This window comes from Flammeovirga agarivorans (assembly GCF_012641475.1).
GTDB lineage: Bacteria > Bacteroidota > Bacteroidia > Cytophagales > Flammeovirgaceae > Flammeovirga > Flammeovirga agarivorans.
Genome location: NZ_JABAIL010000015.1, coordinates 41,379 through 60,785 on the forward strand (window position 1 = coordinate 41,379; position 19,407 = coordinate 60,785).

Consider the following 19,407-nt stretch of genomic DNA (forward strand, 5'->3'; position numbering starts at 1 on the left):
TTATTATTCTCTATCAAAGGGATCTTATAATTTGAACCTTAAGAAACCACCAGCGATAGAAATTGTACTACTATCTTTATCTCTAGCAAAATACGAAAGAACATCATGTGTAGAAACTCCTGCTTCGTATCCTCCTTTACGAGAGTGATAGGTGATACCAAGAGGGAAGTTATATACTTCGTTATTACCTCCGTAGTTAAATCCAGTAGAAAAAGAAAAGGATTTGATAGGTCTGAAATCACCACCAATTGCATAGAATGGTCTTTCTAAACTACCTGGAGCATCGTTAAGAGGAAGGATGACATCTACACCTACATGTATTAGACGGAAGAATTCGTAACTAGAACCAAATCTTACCACTGTTGGTAATTCTATAGTCTCTGTTCTTTCTTCTACTTCCCAATTTAGAGGGGAATTGGTTCCTGCGAATTGGAAAGCACTCTGATCACTAATTAGGATATTATAGTTGTCAAAACCTTGACCATTAATTCTTCCTAGTTCCCCGTCGTTGATATCATAAATTTCACCTTTCCAAGTCATCTCTCCAAAGTTAGAGATAGATGCCCCAACTCTTAAATTTCTTTTGATTACAAACGTCAATCCGAAGTCGATACCATAACCATGACCAGCAGGCTTTGGTAGTAAAATTTTCTCCGTCATTGATCGATTATCACTATCAACATTTCTAAATTGAGAGATAGAATCTAAGGAAGCTGCAGAAAGAATATCTTGCTGATTGATCAATGATGAAGAGAAGATTGGTTGGTTCCACTCTCCATTACTTCCTACTTCAAAGTCCATGATGAGTAATCCCTGAATATATCGAGCACCAATACCGGCATAGATAGAAAGGTCGTAAGTTTCTAATATTTGTGCTCCCCAAGCTACGTTGTATTCTCTGGTCCAAGTTGACTTTGTCTTCGTACCACTTAATACTTCACTGTAGTTTTGAGCATTATCCAAATCCTCAAAAGTACCGCCTACTACTTGATTTCTCTGATCTTCTGTTAATTCTCCAACACCGGTATGTCTAGGGTTGTCAATGTAATCTCCATTTGCTAATTCCAATTTTGGGAAATAGCTACTGGTTGCTCCATAGAACATCAGCTCTGCGGCAAAGTCATTTGTTGTTACTCTAGTATGAATATTATCTCTGACACTGATGGCTAAGCCACCCCATTTTTTTGGAAGTTGCATACTAGCACCAAAAAGCATAACAGAAGCATCTATTGTAGTTGTTTTGTTTGAAAACTTTTGAACAGCTTCGTCTTTTTGGTCTAATGTAAACCTAGTGGATTTATAATTTGTAATTGCTCCCAAAAGTTCATCAGTATTGATGGCTTCTGAAGAGAAAATAACATTTGTTTCTAATAGTCCGAAAGTGAATTTTGGATCTCTGTAGTTCTTTTTAATCGCTAAGTTGGCAGGGTTGATTCCAATGCTTTGGTAATCAGTGACGAAAGTAGTACCCACACCACCTCTACCAGTGACAGAATACACACTACCTTCCATTTGAGCAAAAATGGGTGAACGTAAGCTTATTAGTATAACAAAAGTAAAAAGTAGATATATTTTTGAGAATTTCATATCAGCTTGAAGATAGTTTTGTGGTGCCTCTAAAATTTAAGTTTCAATGAAGACAGTTTATCAGATGTTAAGAAAAGTAAATATATAAAATACTCTACTGAAATTAATACCATTATTGGATTTATTTTAGGTATTGTGATAATCAGCTTAAAATTGAAGTTTTTTAAATAGTTATAATAAATTTCTTGAAGTCTTAAAAATGTAGTGTTTTTTGAGTAATATTCTATTAACTTTAATAAATGATGAAGTATCTTTTGCTACTGCTTCATTCCTCTCATTATTAAAATCACTAGAAAAATATGCGTTTGAAAAAAAGAATAGCTGTATTTGTGTCCTTAGGAATTATTCCTATTGTCCTATTTTCATTTTCGAGCAATAAGGTCAGTAATCACTATTTTGAGATTGCTAAAAACATGAAAATTTTTGCTCAATTATATCAAGAAGTGAATACATATTATGTAGATGATGTGAACCCTTCTGAGATGATGACAACTGGGATTGAAGCAATGTTAGCCACTCTTGATCCATATACAAATTATATCCCTGAAGATCGTATTGAAGATTACAGAACGATGACGACCGGTGAGTACGGTGGACTCGGTGTTGTAGTTGGTAATAGAGATGGTGATATTACTGTGATTTTACCAAATGAAGGATACCCAGCATATGAAGCAGGTCTACAAATTGGAGATATTATTCAAAAAGTAGGTGGCGAAGATATTGAAGGGAAAAATACAGACGAAATTAGTAAATACTTAAAAGGTCAGGCGGGATCAGAAGTAGTTTTAACTATTAAAAGATATGGTGTAGACCAACCGTTTGATGTTAAAGTAAAAAGAGAGAAAATTCAAATCAATAATGTTCCTTACTATGGTATGGTTACAGATAATATTGGTTTAATTCAACTGACTGATTTTACTCGAAATGCAAGTAAGGAAGTAGCAGACGCATTAGTAGAATTAAAAGATAGAGGAGCAAATAAAGTCATCATCGATTTGAGAGGAAATCCTGGTGGTTTATTGAACGAAGCTGTAAATATTGTCAACTTATTTGTTCCAAAGGGGTCGGATGTGGTTTACACAAAAGGTCGCATTGAAGACTGGAATAAAACCTATAAAGCATTAAATGCTCCATTGGATACTGATATTCCTATTGCAGTATTAATTAATGGTGGTTCTGCCTCTGCAGCCGAGATTGTATCAGGTTCTATCCAAGATTATGATAGAGGAGTTCTTCTTGGAAGTAAATCATTTGGTAAAGGATTGGTACAGGCAACAAGACCTTTGGATTATAATTCAAGATTAAAAGTAACGGTAGCTAAATACTATATTCCAAGTGGAAGATGTATACAAGCGATCGATTATAGCCATAGAAATGAAGATGGTGAGGCAATCGTAGTTGCAGATTCACTAAGAGAGAAATTTAAAACGGCTAATGGACGTATCGTTTTAGATGGTGGTGGAGTAGCACCAGATGTTGATGTAAAGCCATTTAATTTCGCTCAAATTTCAGTGAGCTTAATATTAAAAGGTTTGATCTTCGATTATGCAACGAAATTCCATTATGAGAATGAGTCAATTGCACCGGCAAGAGAATTTGAGTTGTCAGATGCTCAGTTTGAAAATTTTGTCACATGGTTAAAAGATAAAGATTATGGCTATCATACTAAAGTAGAAGCTACAATCGAAGAGCTTGAAGAAAGTGCAAAAGAGGATAAATATTATGATGATATTCAAGCTGAAATTGAAGACTTGAAAAAGAAGGTTTATCATAATAAAGAATCTGATGTCATAAAATTCAAAGATGAAATTAAGGATATCTTAGAAGCAGAAATTGCCAAAAGATACTATTTAGAAGCAGGAGAAACAGAATCTACTTTTACTGCAGACCTTGATATTATTGAGGCAGTAAATGTGTTAAACGATGAAGCGAGATATAATAAGATTTTGTCTGGTAATTAATCCAGGTGATATTTTCTATTTTTAGATATAAAAGGTTACCAATAGTGGTAGCCTTTTATTATTTTCGATTAAACGTAATTTATTCATCATCATGTTTGACCTCTCTGAAAGCAATATATTCGAACTGTTAGTAGATGTATTTACTTATCCTATGAATATAGGAGGAAAGGAATTTACACCATTATCTATTCTCGGTATCTTATTGGCATTTGTTGCTGTATTTGTTATATCGAGCAAGTTTAGGAATATGTTAGCCCGAAATATCTTACCTAAATATGGTTTAGATGAGTCGGTTAGTTATAACATAGGAACAATATTTAGGTATGCCTTTATAAGTATAGGCTGTATTGTCATTTTTCAATCATCAGGTATTAATCTCAATTCTTTATCTGTTTTGATTGGTGCACTGGGTGTGGGTATTGGATTTGGTTTACAGACAATTGCAGACAACTTCATATCAGGTATCATTATATTATTTGAACAACCCATAAAGGTGGGAGATATGATTGAAGTGGATAGTATTCGAGGAAAAGTAGTAGAGATCAATTCAAGGTCATCCACCATTCAAACTAATGATAATATTACGGTAATTGTTCCTAACTCTCAGTTTATATCAAATAATGTTATCAACTGGTCGCATAATGAACGTAGGGTTAGAATAGGTATTCCTATTGGTGTTTCATACAATGAGGATCCAAAAGAAGTAAAGAGGATTACACTGGATGTAGTGAAAAAGATAGATGGTATTCTTCAGACTCCAACACCTGATTTAATATTTACGGAATGGGGAGATAACTCTATCAATTTTATATTAAATGTTTGGACTGTGAAATACTATTCTCAACCAATGGTATTAAAGAGTAATATTTATTACGCATTGTTTGAGCGATTTAAAGAAGAAGGCATATCAATACCATTCCCTCAGAGAGATTTAAATATTGGGAGCGGATGGGAAAATTTACAGATTTCAAGACCAGAAGAAGTAAGGGAGAATTAATCTCCCTTTTTTTATTACTTACTCTTCAATTTTCCTAAAGGTAAATAATGCAAGAGGAGTTATTGCAGCTTCTTCATTGCCAAGAGAAATACTGCTTAAAGGATAAATTTTTTGTTGTGGTGTTGTTGGACTATTCGGAGCATCAAATGTTGTTCCTGAATCTGTTCCAGCATCATAGTGAGTTGGTATAATAGTCAAAGAATCTACCCATATATCGTTTTGATAAAGGTTTAGGTTTTCTACAGCTACATACCAATCAGGACTCGGAGCAATCATAGAGTAAAAAGTGACATACGGATTATTGTTTGTAACTTCCAAAGTAAATGAAATAGAAGAACTACCGCTTCCTAAACCACCTTCACTAATAAGTGTTTCAGCAGATTTTGTATCAATCAGTGCATTTATTTCTGATATTAATGGACTTTTACCTCCAGTTTCAGCCATTACCTTGAGACCTTCAGAAGCTAGGTCGTCTTCAGTGGGTAAATAGGCAGACCCGTTATGCGACATTCCTATTACACCCGAAAAATGTGAGTTTGAAGGGTGTGTATTTGGGTGTGATGCATCTGACCAAGTTCCTTGGAAAGTTACCTCATAACGTATCGTTTCTTCATCTGGGGTGATAATATCATCTACTTGATCAGTAGTATCTGAACATGAAAACATAAAACTAAGTAGCAATAATGAGATCGTTTTTTTCATAGTAGTAGCAGTTGTTTTATTACAAATGTAAGGAGATGATTCTTAATGAAGTGTGAAGTATCTCACAAAAGTGATCAGTGCCCGATTCTTTTTCAATGTATTGTATATCTCAAAACAAGAAAGGTATATGATAAATGGTATTATTGGTATAATGAAACGCCCGTCCCAATTTTCACTTGTGATACTAACTGTAAAACCTTGTAAGAGGATATAAGTGATACAAAATATATCTATGAACTTCAACCTATCTTTTTTCAAACACTTTCTGAAAGCAAAGTAATAAAGTGGATACAATAATAAGATGATAAGTAGATTATGTGGTAAAGAATAATATGGTTTGATATTACCAAAGAACAGTGCTCCTTTTATCAGCGTTATTTTTAGGAAATACCACCAATTATTAAGTACAAAGAGGAATAGCTGAATAATGATATCATCATCTTCTGAAGGAATGTAGGGGTTTATTGGAGGAGAAACTCCTAGTGAATTTCTAAAGTAAATGATTTCAGGAATCAAATACCCCTCAATCATAAAAGGACCATAATACTCTAAGGCTTGATGAAATAGTATACCTAATGTGAGACTTATAATTCCCATCAAAAATAAAGTGACCCTTTGGCTATAATTCCCATTTTTATATTTCTGATAGGCCCATCCTATAAATAGAGCTAATAAAAACAATAAACTTGTAGGTCGACAAAAAACAGTAATCAATAAAGTGATCAATAACAATTTATATTTTTTGGTCACTATAAAGTAAATGCAGAAAATAGTAAAGGATGTAAATATAGATTCTCCATATACAATAAAATTCCATTCATGTAGAGGGAGATAGAGACAATAAATAATACTCCCGATCAGAGCTGTTTTTTTATTTTCAGAAGTGTTAGCAATGATTGAATAGAATGCAAGGATAGATAATCCGTTAAACAGTAAATGAAAAAAAAGAACAGAAAACTTTCCACTAAATAAAGTTTGAGAAACTAATATAAAAAGTGAGTAACTAGAATATAGTAGTGTTCTGTTTAAAGGGAATTCTAATCGATGAAGTTCTTCTGCTAGAGTAAAATATAAATCAGAGTCAGCTCCTATTTTGGGGCCAATAATAAACCATAAAAGACCTTGGACAATTGACCAAAGTAATAAAAGTAGAAACTGATGAGCATACGATTTGCTAAACTTAAGCAGCATCATCTATTCGCTTAATGTCGAAGTTATTGAAACCTTCATGCACTTCGATAGTAATTTTATTCTGAGATAATAATTCAAGAACTGCTAAGAAGTTAAAAACGATAGCTACGTTATTAAAATCGGCTTCAACTAGTTCTATAAAACTAAATTTCGGACGATCTACTAAAGTTTTTAAGATACTACTCTGACGTTCCTCTTGAGAGTAAGGATATTTTATGACTTGATGCCTTGGTGCATTATCTTCTGCTTCTAAACGCTTCATAGCTCCTTGGTAGAAACGTAAAAGACTAAATAAATCTACATTCTGAAGTTCGGTTTCAACACCTATTTCTTCCTCAATTTTATTGATTTCTGAAGTTAGATTTCCTCTTTTTTCTCTATCTAACATCTCTGTTTCCCATTCCTCTAGAGTATTTAATACAGATTTGTATTTCATATACTCTAGTAAGTGTTTAACTAGTTCGTCTCTGGGGTCAATATCATTGCCTTCTTCATCTTTTTCAACACGAGGTAAAAGCATTTTCGCTTTTATTCTCATTAGTGTTGCTGCCACTACAATAAAATCACTGGCTAACTCAATATTAAGACGTTCCATGTCTTCCATGTACCCTAGAAAGTCATTGGTGATACTCGAAATAGGAATATCATGTATATCCAATTCATCTCTTTGGATAAAGAAAAGTAAAAGGTCGAAAGGACCTTCAAAAATAGGAATCTTAATTTCGAAGCTCATAGTATTTATTAAATATGGATTCTGATTGCTCCAGATTCATTCATTGTTAGGTGAATGACTTTTCCGAAATCAAACTGAAATCTAAAGATATTCTTTAGTGGCATCTCTAAAAAATTAGCTAAAAGAAGTCGCATTACTACACCATGCGTTACTATAGCAATATTATTTCCTTCTTTATATTCGATGCAGTCTAACCAAAATGATTGTATCCTGGATTTTACGTCCATCAGTGATTCACCATTGGGTGCAGGCTTGTGATCAAAAACTTTCGACCATTCACTAATTTCATTTTTCAATTCGGTAAACTGCTTCATTTCCCAGTCGCCATAATGAATTTCTTTTAGTCTTTCATCAGGAACATATAAGTCTGATCGAAGGTATTTAGCTAGTTGCTTACAACGAATAAGAGGACTATAATAAGTTGTATTTAAAGTTGCCTCTCCGATTTTATGTTGAACTTCTTTTGCTTCTTCTTGGAAAGAATCAATTAATTCAAGATCTGTTTGTCCGTATAAAGTTTTGCCAGCATCCACATTAGGAGTAGTATGTCTGACTAAATAAATATCCATGCTCATAACGAGATCATTAATTAATTACTGATTTTACATACCCTCCAGTAAAGCCTTCTTTAAACTGAGCCAGTTCATCTGGAGTTCCTTCAAATACGATATTACCACCATCTTTACCACCTTCAGGTCCAATATCGATCACCCAATCTGCTGTTTTAATCACTTCGACATTGTGTTCAATAATTACTGCCGAATGTCCTTTTTCAATAAGTGCATTGATAGCTTTCATTAATTTATCAATATCATGGAAGTGAAGACCGGTAGTAGGTTCATCAAATACAAAAAGAACTCTTTCTGATTCTTTTAAAGTACCTTTTGCAAGGAATGAAGCTAGTTTAACCCTTTGTGCTTCACCACCACTTAAGGTATTTGAAGATTGTCCTAGACGTACATAACCTAAACCTACATCTAAAAGTGGTTGTAAACGTTGAATAATTTTCTTTTGTCCTTTAAAGAAATCAACAGCTTCATCCACACTAAGATCAAGGATATCTGATATGCTTTTGTCGTTATATTTTGCTTCTAGTATTTCGTTTTTAAATCTCTTACCACCACAACTTTCACATGGAAGGAAAATGTCAGCCATAAACTGCATTTCGATTTTAGTGGTTCCTTCCCCTTGGCAGGCTTCACATCTACCGCCATCTACATTAAATGAGAAAAAGGCAGGTTTGTAACCTCTATTTACTGATAGAGGTAACTTTGAAAATAACTCCCTGATAGGATCATATGCTTTTACATAAGTAACAGGGTTAGATCTTGATGATTTCCCAATTGGGTTTTGATCAACAAATTCTACTTTTGTGATAGAACTGATATTGCCATCTATACGATCTATTTTGGCTTTCTCATCGGTATGATTACCCAATGCTCTATTTAGGGCAGGAGTAAGACACCTTTTTACCAAAGTAGATTTACCACTACCAGAAACGCCAGTTACACAAGTAACTACTCCCAATGGGAATTTAACATCGACGTTTTTCAGATTGTTTTCTTTGGCACCGATAACTTCAATATATTCCGACCATTCTCTTCTTTTTTCTGGTGTAGGGATAAATGATTTGCCACTAAGGTATCTTGTAGTATGTGAAATATCAGGGTGGTCTATGGCTTCCTGAATCGTTCCTTGGAATTGTAGTGTTCCTCCATAGCTTCCTGCGTCTGGCCCTATATCAATAATTTCATCGGCAGCCTTCATCACTTCTTCTTCATGTTCAACTACGATAACTGTGTTGCCCAATCTTTGAAGTTCTTTCAGTACTACAATAAGGTTTTGAGTATCTCTAGGATGTAAACCAATACTCGGTTCATCAAGAATATACATCGAACCCACCAAAGCACTACCTAAAGAAGTTGCTAATTTAATACGTTGGTATTCACCACCTGAAAGTGTACTTGTTAGACGGTTTAGAGTGAGATACCCCAAACCTACTTTATTCATGTATTGCAGTCTATTTTTAATTTCAGCTAAAAGGCGATCTGCAATTTTATGTTCATGTTCTGTTAAATCAATTTCATTGAAGAAGACACTCGATTCTGATATTGGCATTAATACAATATCTATAATCGACTTGCCATTGATTTTAATATATGAAGCATCTTTCCTTAATCTTGAACCATGACATTCAGGACAAATAGTTCTACCTCTATATCTAGAAAGCATCACTCTGTACTGGATTTTATGCGTTTTTGATTCTAGGTGTTTGAAAAATGCATTGATTCCTTTGAACTTACCTTTACCGTTCCAAAGTATATCTTTTTCATCATCAGATAATTCAGCATAAGCTCTAAAAATAGGAAATCCATTTTCATGTGCGTTATCTGTAAGTGGTTTGATCCACTTTTTCATCGTCTCTGTTCTCCATGGCATAATGGCATCATCTACAATAGATAATGATTTGTCTGGAATAACAAGATCTGGATCTATACCTAATACCTTTCCGAATCCTTCGCATCTTTTACATGCACCATAAGGGTTATTGAAACTAAATAGGTTTACGCTAGGTTCTTCGAACGTAATACCATCTGCTTCGAACTTATCAGAAAAAGTACGGTCAATTTTATCTTTTCCTTTCTGAATGATTTCAATTCGACATTCACCATGTCCTTCAAATAAGGCTGTTTGGATAGAATCGGCTACTCTAAATTGATTTTCTTCGTCAGATTTCTTTACTGCATTTCTGTCGATAAGCATTTCAAGGGTGTCAAGATCTACTTTTTCCCCTTTTTCAATATTTTCGACAAGCTCCTCAATGTATACCGTTGTTGCTTCAGAAATCACTCTTGTGAAACCTTGTTGAAGAAGTAAATTAAGAGCAACAGCAGGTTCTCTTCCTTCTGGAATTGTAAGAGGACAAGAAACAATAAATCGCGTTCCCTCATCAAAAGAATAGATATAATTAACGATATCAGTCACTGATGACTTGGATACTTCTTGACCAGAAATAGGTGAGTAGGTTTTACCCACTCTTGCAAAAAGTAACTTCAGATAATCATAAATTTCTGTAGTAGTTCCTACTGTAGATCTTGGGTTTTTTGTAGAAACCTTTTGTTCAACGGCAATGGCAGGGCAAACACCTCTAATGTACTCTACCTCTGGTTTTTCCATTCTACCGAGAAACTGTCGAGCATAAGAACTTAGGCTTTCCACATACATTCTTTGCCCTTCAGCAAACAGTGTATCAAAAGCCAATGAAGATTTTCCAGAACCGGAAACACCTGTTATTACAACAAAGCTGTTTCTAGGAATGGATACATCAACATTCTTAAGATTGTTCACTTTTGCACCTTTAACGATGATGTATTCTTTTGGATTGAGTTGATCTACTGAACGCATAAAATCTAAGGATGATTATCTTCAAATACAGAATATAAAATTAAAGAATCGTAGTTGTTTTACATCATTTAGGTGGAAAATATATGATGATTTACGTTAAATTCTTTTTGAATAACTTTATGTTGAAAATAAATGACAAATTTGTGGCTTGTTTGTTTCTTTTTGTGAAGGATCTTAATTTTTTCAATAATGAATTAAGAACATATTGCCATAATGAAAGGTCATTCATTATTTTTTTTTATAATTGAATTATTATTTAGGACTAACAAACTATAATAGAGTGTAAATACCATTTCAATGAAATTCTTTCTGAAACTGTATTTAATATGGGGAGTGAGTATGTTTGTTTTAGGACTCATCATCTTATACCCACTTTTTGCATTAGTGATTTGGTTCCCCAAACTGATGCCATTTACCTATTTTCTTAATAAAATATGGGCTTACTTTACGTACATCATGATTCTTATTCCTATTAAAAAGGAAAAGAAAGTCAGGTTGTCGAAGAAAGAACAATATGTTTTTGTGGCCAATCATACTTCATTTTTAGATATTCCCGCTACTCAATTAATTATTGATCAATTTGTAGTTTTCTTAGGAAAGAGAAGTTTAGCAAAAGCACCCATTTTTGGATGGATGTTTAGAAACTTACATATCTGTGTTGATAGAGGTAACCCTGAGAAGACAGAAGAGATGTTTCGTAAATCGATCAATAAATTAAATAATGGGTACAGTTTAGGCATATTTCCTGAAGGTACCCAAAACAGAACTCCTCCGAATTTAAAAGGTTTTAAAGATGGTGCATATATTATTGCTATAAGAGCACAAAAGCCAATAGTACCGGTAACGATCGTGAGCAATTGGAAAATATGGCCAGCATTAAGACCTTATTTATGTTGGACACCTTTACGACTAGTACAACATGAACCAATTTCTACTGAAGGATTGACAATAGAAGATATACCTCAATTAAGGCAAAAAACGAAAGAGATCATTGAAAGAGAATTAATAAAATACTACCCTGAAAAATATAATTAATAATTTTTGAGTGTTAATTTTAAATATTTTTCAATGAAATGATTTAATTTGTGTAATGTTTCAAAATTAGATCTCAATATATTATGATTATAGATAAAGAAACAATTGAAAAAATGGCTCACCTATCTCGTTTAGAACTAGATGAAAGTAGTGAGGAGAAGATGCGTAAAAGCATGAATGAAATTGTGGATTGGGTAGCCAAGCTAGAAGAAGTTGATACTGAAGGGGTAGAGCCTTTAACACATATGACTGACGAACAAAGCGTCTTTAGAAATGATGAAGCAGCAAGAACTTTATCTCATGAGGATGGATTAAAGAATGCTCCGAAAAGAGATGAGGATTTCTTTAGAGTTCCAAAAGTATTGGACTAAGATAGATATCAATAAAAAAGGGTTCGAATTAGTAAAAATTCGAACCCTTTTTTATGCAATAAACTTCTTATAGGTTATTGATAAGTGGTAGTTCTTGTGTCATGCTTAAATCAATTACTGTATTTAATTGACTCATGATCTGAACAAACCTTGCAGCTGTTTGAGTAGAAACTACTTTCTTCATCTGCTTATAATATTTTTGATTTAATGTTACTTCAGCTTTGTTGTGTTTAAAAGCTAATGCCATTAATTCATCAGTTCTTTTTTCATCTAAAGTCTCGAAGCTCTCTGCATATTCTTTTAGTAGAGCATATTGATCGTTTAGTAATTTACTTTGTTCAAATTCGTATCTATCATAAACTGGCCAGAAGTGTTCTGCTTCAGACTCTGATAAATTCATATTTTCTTTCAGAACTCCTCTTTTCTCTGCCTTAATTAATGTCTTTATGGTTTCAAAGTCCATATTTTGACCTTGAACTGAAGTAGAAAGTGCTGGTGATTGAGCGAATAAGCTAATAGAAGCAAACAGAGCGATAATAGTTCCGAAAATTTTTCTCATAATTTTTTTATTTGTTATTCTCATTTTGAACGGGATTGACCATTGAGAGTTTAAAACAGCGTCTTAACAAAAGCTAATGACAGGATTATTACAACAAAAGTAATAGTTCCATTAACTTAATGGAGATGATTACTATTAAGATATAGATTATTTACTATAAATGAACAAGATATTTTTATTGATGAGCGACTAACCACTTCTCGGGATCTAGCTTTTGGCCTTTTTTGTTCCAAATTTGAAACTGCACTTCATAGGCTCCATCCATATTTTTGCCAGCTTTACCTAATACCTTTTTTGCTGGAAGGTGGTCACCTACCTTTACATTTACACTAGAAAGCTTAGAATAAACCGTAAAAAAATCTCCATGTCTGATCATGACAACATTTTGTAAGTTAGGCACTTTTGTAACTGCTGTTACGACACCCGAAAAGACACTTTTTACTTTTGCATTTTCTTTTACTCTTATATCTATGCCATGGTTTTCTATTGTTACACCCGTTAAGATAGGGTGAGGGCGTAATCCAAATTTGTTGGTAACAACACCTTCATCAACCGGCCAACTTAATTTCCCTTCTTGTTCCGTAAAAACGGCTTCTACCTCGACAGTTTCTTCTTTTTTAGTGATAGGAGTTTCAGGCTTTGAAGATACTTTGGAAGTCATAGCAATCATTTGCTTTTGTAATTCAGATAACCCTTTTCTTTCTAATTCTAATTGCTTCTTTATTTCTTCCTCTTTGTCTTTAAGACTAGCGATCATTTCACCTTGTTTCTCTTCAAGTTTTTTAAGTTCAGCTAATTGTAACTTTTCTTCTTCTAAGGAATTTGCTTCCTCTTTCACTCTCTCTTGAACTTCAATTTGTTTACTATTTAGTAACTCCTGAGTTCTTTCAATTTCAAGGATCTGTTTTTTTCGAATATCCTTGTAATGTTCTATGTAGTTTGCTCTTCTTACAAACTGGCTGAAGTTATCACTCGCTAAGATGTAAGCCAATTGTTCAAAGTCTCCTCCTGTTTTATAAGATGCATATACAAGTTCAGCATATTCTTCTTTTAAAAACATGAGTTTTTCACTTAGTGAATCTACACTATGTGCCGCCAGAATGCCTTCTTTTTGGGCATTGACAATACGTTTATTGATTTGTTCAAGTAGATGCTTTAAGCCTTCGATATGTGCTTCAATATCGCTAAGTTCTGTCATGGAAGCCTCTTTCTGTTCTGTCGTGTTTTTTAAGATGGCTGACATTTTAGCAATACGTTCTTTTGCCTGTTTTATATCTTCTTGAGCAAAAGCAAAATGATGAATAATAAAAATAAAAAGTAGTAATACGTATCTCAGCATGCTGATTTGATTAACCAAGTTTATGTACCTTCTCTATAAGATACAAAAATGAATCCGTACTTTTGATAAGCGATATGAGCGAAGTTAAACAGTTCGTAGCTTATTATTATTTTTTGAAGGAGAAATTTAATTGAAACAACAATTTTTAATATCTCGGTATCTGGAAGAAGATCAACAAGAGTGGAATCACTTTCTTGAGAAGTGTATGCAAAAGCATATTTTTTTCAAAAGAGAATACATGGATTACCATAAAGATAGGTTTGAGGACTTCTCTTTGGTCATAAGAAATCAAAAAGGGCAAATCTGTGCTTTATTTCCTGCCTCTGTCGATCATGGTGTAGTAACATCACACAAAGGCTTAACTTTTGGAGGAATGTTATACCCTAAGCATACTTTTATTCAAAAAATTCTAGATTGGTTAACGCTAATAGAACAGTTTTATAAAAGAAATGGAATTACCGAAATCCATTATAAGGTTATGCCTTCAATATATAAGTTAGAAAGAGGAGAGGAAGAAAGTTATGCTCTTTTTAAAAATGGATGGGAACTAACTAGACGAGATTATAGCCAATACTTTACCCGAGGTAGACAGGATAATATACATCGCTCAAGGTATCAGAATCAAAGAAAATTTAACCAGAAAATACAGATTAAGAGAGTTGATGAGATGACCTCGTTTTGGAAAATTGTAGAGGAAAATCTATTAGAAAGGTATGATTTAAAACCAGCCCATTCATTAAAAGAAATTCAGCTCTTAATGAATAAATTTCCAGAACAAATTAAAGTTTTAGGAGGTTTTTATGAAAATGAACTTATAGGAGGAATCTTATTTTTTGAAACCGAACAAGTACTTCGAATTCAATACCCTACTTCAAATTCAAAAGGGAAGGAAGTAAGAATTGTAGATGCTCTTTTAATGCATTTGATATCAAATTATGTTTACCACTACATAGATTTCGGACATTCTTGTGAAGAAGATGGTACATGGCTAAATGAATCACTCAGTAGATATAAATCTAAATTTGGTACTGAGGGCTTGGCTTGTGATTTTTACATGAAGGTTTTATAATGAAAATTCCTGTAACTTTGTGGTAGGAAAATAGTTTATTCAATACTATAAATGGATAAATAATCATGGATGAAATTGTAAATAGAGTTGCTCAAAGTGCCTTGGTTTCTTTGGATTTAGAAGAAATCAGACCAGAAGGAGAGAGAGTGATTTTCGATATAAAAGACCAATTATTTCAAGAGTTGGTACTTAGAGAGAAAGATTTTAGAGCTTTTGTAAAAGAGCATGATTGGAAACAATATAGAGGTAAACATGTGGGAATTATTTGCTCTGCAGATGCTATTGTTCCTACCTGGGCCTATATGCTTTTAACTACTAGGTTTGAAAAATATGCGAAAACAATTGTATTTGGAGATCTTAATCGTTTAGAAGAGAAGATCTTTGAAAAGGCAATTGAGAAATTAGATGGAGAAGAATATAGAGATAAACCAGTAGTGATTAAAGGTTGTAGTAAAGAGGCAGTACCAATGACTGCATACGTTGATATTACCGAAAAACTTCGACCTATCGCGAAAACAATCATGTTTGGTGAGCCTTGTAGTACAGTTCCGATCTACAAGAAGCCAAGACAACCAAAAAGAATGCAATAAAAAAAGAAGCCTGACTGTAATAGTTGGGCTTCTTTTTTAAGAAAACGATAAAACTAAATATTTGAATTAAATATTAGATTCTTAATTGAAGTTGAGTAACGAATAACCCAGCATGGTGATCCACTACATTATGTCCATCATTATTGATCATATATACAGGACGTAGTGAATATTGAGCAGATAATTTTACATTCTGACCAATGATTGCCCAGTTTACTCCATAGTCACTTTGGAATGAAGCTTCATCTAAACCTTCTAAGTTTTTATAAGAGAAGGCAACAAATGGCTGAATTTTCTTTTCAGAATTATAAATTGTTTTAGGTAATGTATAAGCCAATTCGGTATGGAAAATATGTCCAGTACCATGTGAATATTGAGCAAACCCCACACCTTGTGGAGAAATGTCCTCTGGATCTACGCTTGGATCAACGTCAGCAAAACCACCTAATACATTGGATGTTCTTAGGTAATTATCACCATATTGATAGTTGTAATACACAGCATAGCCTGTAAAACCACCTCCATTATGTCCAACAGGTGTACTTAAGAAAACATCTAGAGCAAGTTTTGTGATGTCATTTTCTTCAATGTACCATTCATCAAATTCATTTTTTCTATAAGTACCTGTTCCTCCAGGTTGGTATTGGAAACCTGCACCAATATTGAAAACTCTTTTCTGACCAAAGTAATTCATCTGTGAAGCTCCTGATACTGATTGAGATTCTACATCCCAGAATTGCCAGAAGTAATAACCATTGTAATTGTAATTGGTCTGCTTTAGCAAGTATGTACTTCCAACTGTGGCTCCACTGTGGTCTGCTTCGGCAAAATCAATCATCTCATTGACAGACATAGGCTTTCCTCCAACAGTTGGACTTCCCGCATCATCACTTATAATAGGCTTGTTAATTGACATTTGCCAACCTAACTTTTTAAATACAATACCTCTACCGAAAACACCCATCTGACGTACAATAGCATCTGTTCTATTTACTTCAGGGTAGTTAAAACCAGGGTTGTCCAAGATGAGATAGTTGTTTGATCCTACTCTTGATAAACGAGCAAGACCTTGCCAGAAGTGAATACCGGCACCTATATAATTTTTTTCAGCGACTTTCATTTGACCTTGAAAGTCATGGACATAAACGTTGTTATAGATATTCGAATATGTACCATCACTAGTTGCACCAAAGTGAGCAAACAGAAGGTATTTGTTTTCAATATTTGCATAGAACATCGTACGAATTCTACGCATAGAAAAGTCACTAAAATTAGAGATTGGCTCCTCAGATAACTTATTGATAGTTCCTGGGTTAGTTTCTCCCATTCTCCACCAACTTTGGATACCAATTATAGTTTTTAAATAAGAAGTTTTACTCTCGTTTAAATCAAGACGTAAACCTCTTTTAAAGACATCGACAGATTTTTGATAACTTGTTTTTTCCACTTTTGGCATTTCTGCCACTGATTGGGTAGAATCAGCCAATTGAGCGAAAGAGGAAACAGTAAATAATGTTATGAAAAATGTAGATAATAAAAATCGATTCATTTTTAAGGATAAGTGAGTTCTTTCAAGAATCACAAAGGTAAATTGATGTAGTTGTATAAAAAAGATGAATGATCTCTTTATTATCAGTTATTTCTATGATTTCAGTCATGTATTTGACTTAACTCTGCATCAATTTTAGATAATTTGTGCTTGATAATCTTCTGAGTATGATAATCAACCCAAACATCTTTAGGTAATCTTGTTTTAGGATGAAGCTCTTCATATCGCTTATAACTTAAGCCTAAAGCTGTAAACTCTTCGTGTAAATGTTCTTCAATGACTACGAAATTAAGAAATAAGTTGCCACTCAATTGTTTTACCTCTTCCATCTCTTGATGCACACTTTGTTGTACCAATTGTCGAATTTTCGTAAGCTCTAAACGCTCATGATGCTTAAGTTGTTGAGTGTATTCGTGATTATGTTCTTTTAATGAACTCCAATAAGATTCGTATTGCTCATGGTTTGGATGTGCATGTTTATCTTGTCCATAAGCATTAGTCAACCCTTGTATAATTATAAGGGCGAGTAGACAGCAGATTGTCTTCATAAGTTTGAAAATGAGATATAGTAAACAAAATAGACTTTACTTTTACTATTTTGTTAGAAATATAATATACTGATTGTGTGAAATGTAAAGTAGTAAAATGTACTCTATAAGCAGGGATGTTTGAAGAGGTAATAGATTGATTATAAGTTGCTTTAAGTAGTACGAAGTTACAATAAAAAAGCCACTACACATAAAAAGTATAGTGGCATGTATCTATAATATTATAGAATCTTGGATGATTACAAGTGGATACACTCGTCGTAAGCTAACGCAGCTGCTTCCATCACCGCTTCAGATAAAGTTGGGTGAGGGTGAACAGCAGTGATGATCTCATGACCTGTAACTTCTAATTTACGTCCAACAACTGCCTCAGCAATCATTTCAGTAACGTTAGAACCAATCATGTGACAACCTAACCATTCGCCATACTTAGCATCAAAGATTACTTTAACAAAACCTTCTTTATGACCTGCAGCAGAAGCTTTACCAGATGCAGAGAATGGGAATTTACCCACTTTCACTTCATAACCAGCTTCTTTTGCCATTTCTTCTGTCATACCTACTGAAGCTACTTCAGGAACAGTGTATGTACATCCTGGGATGTTACCATAGTTCATTGGCTCAGGAGTTAAACCAGCAAGTTTCTCAACACAGATGATACCTTCGTGAGAAGCAACGTGTGCAAGAGCAGGACCTTTAACGATGTCACCGATAGCGTGAACAGTAGGGATGTTAGTAGTATAGTAATCGTTTACTAATACTTTACCTCTGTCGTGAGCAACACCTACTTCTTCAAGACCGATACCTTCCAAGTTAGTTTCAACACCAACTGCAGAAAGAACTACATCACACTCGATAGTAGTTTCTTTATCTTTTTTGTTGTCTTTTACAGTAACTACACAACCTTTGCCTGATGTATCAACAGTTTGTACAGCAGCATTAGTCATTACGTTAATACCTTGTTTCTTGAAGTTACGCTCTAATTCTTTAGAAACGTCAGCATCTTCGTTAGGTACGATACGTGGTAAGTATTCAACAACAGTAACTTCAGTACCGATTGAGTTATAGAAGTAAGCAAACTCAACACCGATAGCACCAGAACCCATTACAACCATTTTCTTAGGTTGTTTTGGTAATGTCATTGCTTGACGGTAACCAATGATTTTTTCACCATCAATCTTAATATGTGGAAGTTCTTTTGCTCTACCACCTGTAGCTAAGATAATATTATCTGCATCGTAAACAGTAGCTTTACCTTCAGCATCAGTTACTTCAACTTGTTTAGGGCCTACTAATTTACCGAAACCTAGTAATTTCTCGATTTTGTTCTTTTTGATCAAGAACTCAACACCTTTACTCATACCAGCAGCAACACCACGGCTTCTTTGTACCATTGCAGGGAAATCAGCTTCTGCTTCACCTACATTAATACCGAAGTCTTTAGCATGGTTGATGTATTGGAATACCTGACCACTTTTTAAAAGTGCTTTCGTAGGAATACATCCCCAGTTTAAGCAGATACCACCCACTTCGGCTTTCTCTACTACGGCTACTTTCATACCTAGTTGAGAAGCTCGGATAGCTGCCACGTATCCACCAGGACCACTACCGATAACAATTAAATCAAATTTCGTTGCTGACATAATTCAAATGTTGTTAATATATAACTTTTCGTTTTTCGTTTTCTTTAGGGAATTGATAAAAATTCCCATGCAAAAATACACGTTCGTAAACAAAATAAAAACGATGCATCAATTACCTTTAATATATC

At 33.9% G+C, this 19,407-nt stretch carries 17 protein-coding genes; 6 read left to right on the plus strand and 11 right to left on the minus strand.

Translation table 11 applies throughout. The annotated features are described in order from the left end of the window. Positions 1–24: 24 nt before the first annotated feature. Positions 25–1,587, minus strand: coding sequence for a DUF5723 family protein (locus HGP29_RS26485; protein WP_168885492.1), 1,563 nt, complete (start codon positions 1,585–1,587; stop codon positions 25–27). A 299-nt stretch (positions 1,588–1,886) separates the two neighbouring features. Here HGP29_RS26485 and HGP29_RS26490 point away from each other — a divergent pair, with 299 nt between their 5' ends. Further along, on the plus strand, positions 1,887–3,548 hold the full coding sequence (locus HGP29_RS26490) for a S41 family peptidase (protein ID WP_168885493.1): 1,662 nt from the start codon (positions 1,887–1,889) through the stop codon (positions 3,546–3,548). 91 nt (positions 3,549–3,639) lie between these two features. Further along, on the plus strand, positions 3,640–4,545 hold the full coding sequence (locus tag HGP29_RS26495) for a mechanosensitive ion channel family protein (protein ID WP_168885494.1): 906 nt from the start codon (positions 3,640–3,642) through the stop codon (positions 4,543–4,545). Positions 4,546–4,563: 18 nt separating this feature from the next. Here the strand turns inward: HGP29_RS26495 and HGP29_RS26500 are convergent, their stop codons facing one another. From HGP29_RS26500 to uvrA, 5 genes are read right to left on the minus strand one after another with little or no spacing between them, the layout of a single operon-like run. Next, positions 4,564–5,247, minus strand: a complete 684-nt coding sequence (locus tag HGP29_RS26500) for a spondin domain-containing protein (RefSeq protein ID WP_168885495.1) — start codon at positions 5,245–5,247, stop codon at positions 4,564–4,566. Between the two features lie 42 nt (positions 5,248–5,289). Continuing rightward, entirely contained in the window at positions 5,290–6,441 is a 1,152-nt protein-coding gene (locus HGP29_RS26505; protein WP_168885496.1) for a hypothetical protein, read from the minus strand. Further along, a complete protein-coding gene (locus HGP29_RS26510) occupies positions 6,428–7,171 on the minus strand; it encodes a segregation and condensation protein A (RefSeq protein ID WP_211093430.1) in 744 nt (247 codons plus the stop codon). The genes HGP29_RS26505 and HGP29_RS26510 overlap by 14 nt, the downstream gene beginning before the upstream one ends. Before the next feature lie 8 nt (positions 7,172–7,179). After that, the gene (cobC, locus tag HGP29_RS26515) at positions 7,180–7,740 is read right to left on the minus strand and encodes an alpha-ribazole phosphatase family protein (protein WP_168885497.1); all 561 of its coding nucleotides are present in this window, start codon (positions 7,738–7,740) and stop codon (positions 7,180–7,182) included. 16 nt (positions 7,741–7,756) lie between these two features. Continuing rightward, positions 7,757–10,576: an excinuclease ABC subunit UvrA gene (gene uvrA / locus HGP29_RS26520; RefSeq protein WP_168885498.1), complete on the minus strand. Its 2,820-nt coding sequence runs from the start codon at positions 10,574–10,576 to the stop codon at positions 7,757–7,759. A 297-nt stretch (positions 10,577–10,873) separates the two neighbouring features. On the opposite strand from uvrA, the gene HGP29_RS26525 reads away from it, so the two are divergent. Beyond that, on the plus strand, positions 10,874–11,611 hold the full coding sequence (locus HGP29_RS26525; RefSeq protein ID WP_168885499.1) for a lysophospholipid acyltransferase family protein: 738 nt from the start codon (positions 10,874–10,876) through the stop codon (positions 11,609–11,611). A gap of 83 nt (positions 11,612–11,694) precedes the next feature. After that, positions 11,695–11,982, plus strand: a complete 288-nt coding sequence (gatC, locus tag HGP29_RS26530) for an Asp-tRNA(Asn)/Glu-tRNA(Gln) amidotransferase subunit GatC (RefSeq protein ID WP_168885500.1) — start codon at positions 11,695–11,697, stop codon at positions 11,980–11,982. A 67-nt stretch (positions 11,983–12,049) separates the two neighbouring features. Here gatC and HGP29_RS26535 read toward each other — a convergent pair whose 3' ends face one another. Both HGP29_RS26535 and HGP29_RS26540 read right to left on the minus strand, forming a co-directional pair. After that, on the minus strand, positions 12,050–12,541 hold the full coding sequence (locus HGP29_RS26535) for a hypothetical protein (RefSeq protein WP_168885501.1): 492 nt from the start codon (positions 12,539–12,541) through the stop codon (positions 12,050–12,052). Positions 12,542–12,716: 175 nt separating this feature from the next. Beyond that, positions 12,717–13,880 (minus strand): murein hydrolase activator EnvC family protein, encoded by a 1,164-nt coding sequence (locus tag HGP29_RS26540; RefSeq protein WP_168885502.1) that lies wholly within the window; start codon positions 13,878–13,880, stop codon positions 12,717–12,719. Between the two features lie 205 nt (positions 13,881–14,085). Between HGP29_RS26540 and HGP29_RS26545 the strand changes: the two genes are divergently transcribed. Then, positions 14,086–14,949 (plus strand): hypothetical protein, encoded by an 864-nt coding sequence (locus tag HGP29_RS26545; RefSeq protein WP_168885503.1) that lies wholly within the window; start codon positions 14,086–14,088, stop codon positions 14,947–14,949. A gap of 65 nt (positions 14,950–15,014) precedes the next feature. After that, a complete protein-coding gene (locus tag HGP29_RS26550) occupies positions 15,015–15,539 on the plus strand; it encodes a DUF2480 family protein (RefSeq protein ID WP_168885504.1) in 525 nt (174 codons plus the stop codon). A 73-nt stretch (positions 15,540–15,612) separates the two neighbouring features. Here the strand turns inward: HGP29_RS26550 and HGP29_RS26555 are convergent, their stop codons facing one another. The 3 genes from HGP29_RS26555 to lpdA all read right to left on the minus strand — a co-directional run bounded on the left by HGP29_RS26555 (position 15,613) and on the right by lpdA (position 19,279). After that, a complete protein-coding gene (locus tag HGP29_RS26555; RefSeq protein ID WP_168885505.1) occupies positions 15,613–17,088 on the minus strand; it encodes a hypothetical protein in 1,476 nt (491 codons plus the stop codon). A gap of 101 nt (positions 17,089–17,189) precedes the next feature. Continuing rightward, entirely contained in the window at positions 17,190–17,636 is a 447-nt protein-coding gene (locus HGP29_RS26560; protein WP_168885506.1) for a hypothetical protein, read from the minus strand. A 239-nt stretch (positions 17,637–17,875) separates the two neighbouring features. Then, positions 17,876–19,279 (minus strand): dihydrolipoyl dehydrogenase, encoded by a 1,404-nt coding sequence (gene lpdA / locus HGP29_RS26565; RefSeq protein WP_168885507.1) that lies wholly within the window; start codon positions 19,277–19,279, stop codon positions 17,876–17,878. Between the last annotated feature and the right edge of the window lie 128 nt (positions 19,280–19,407).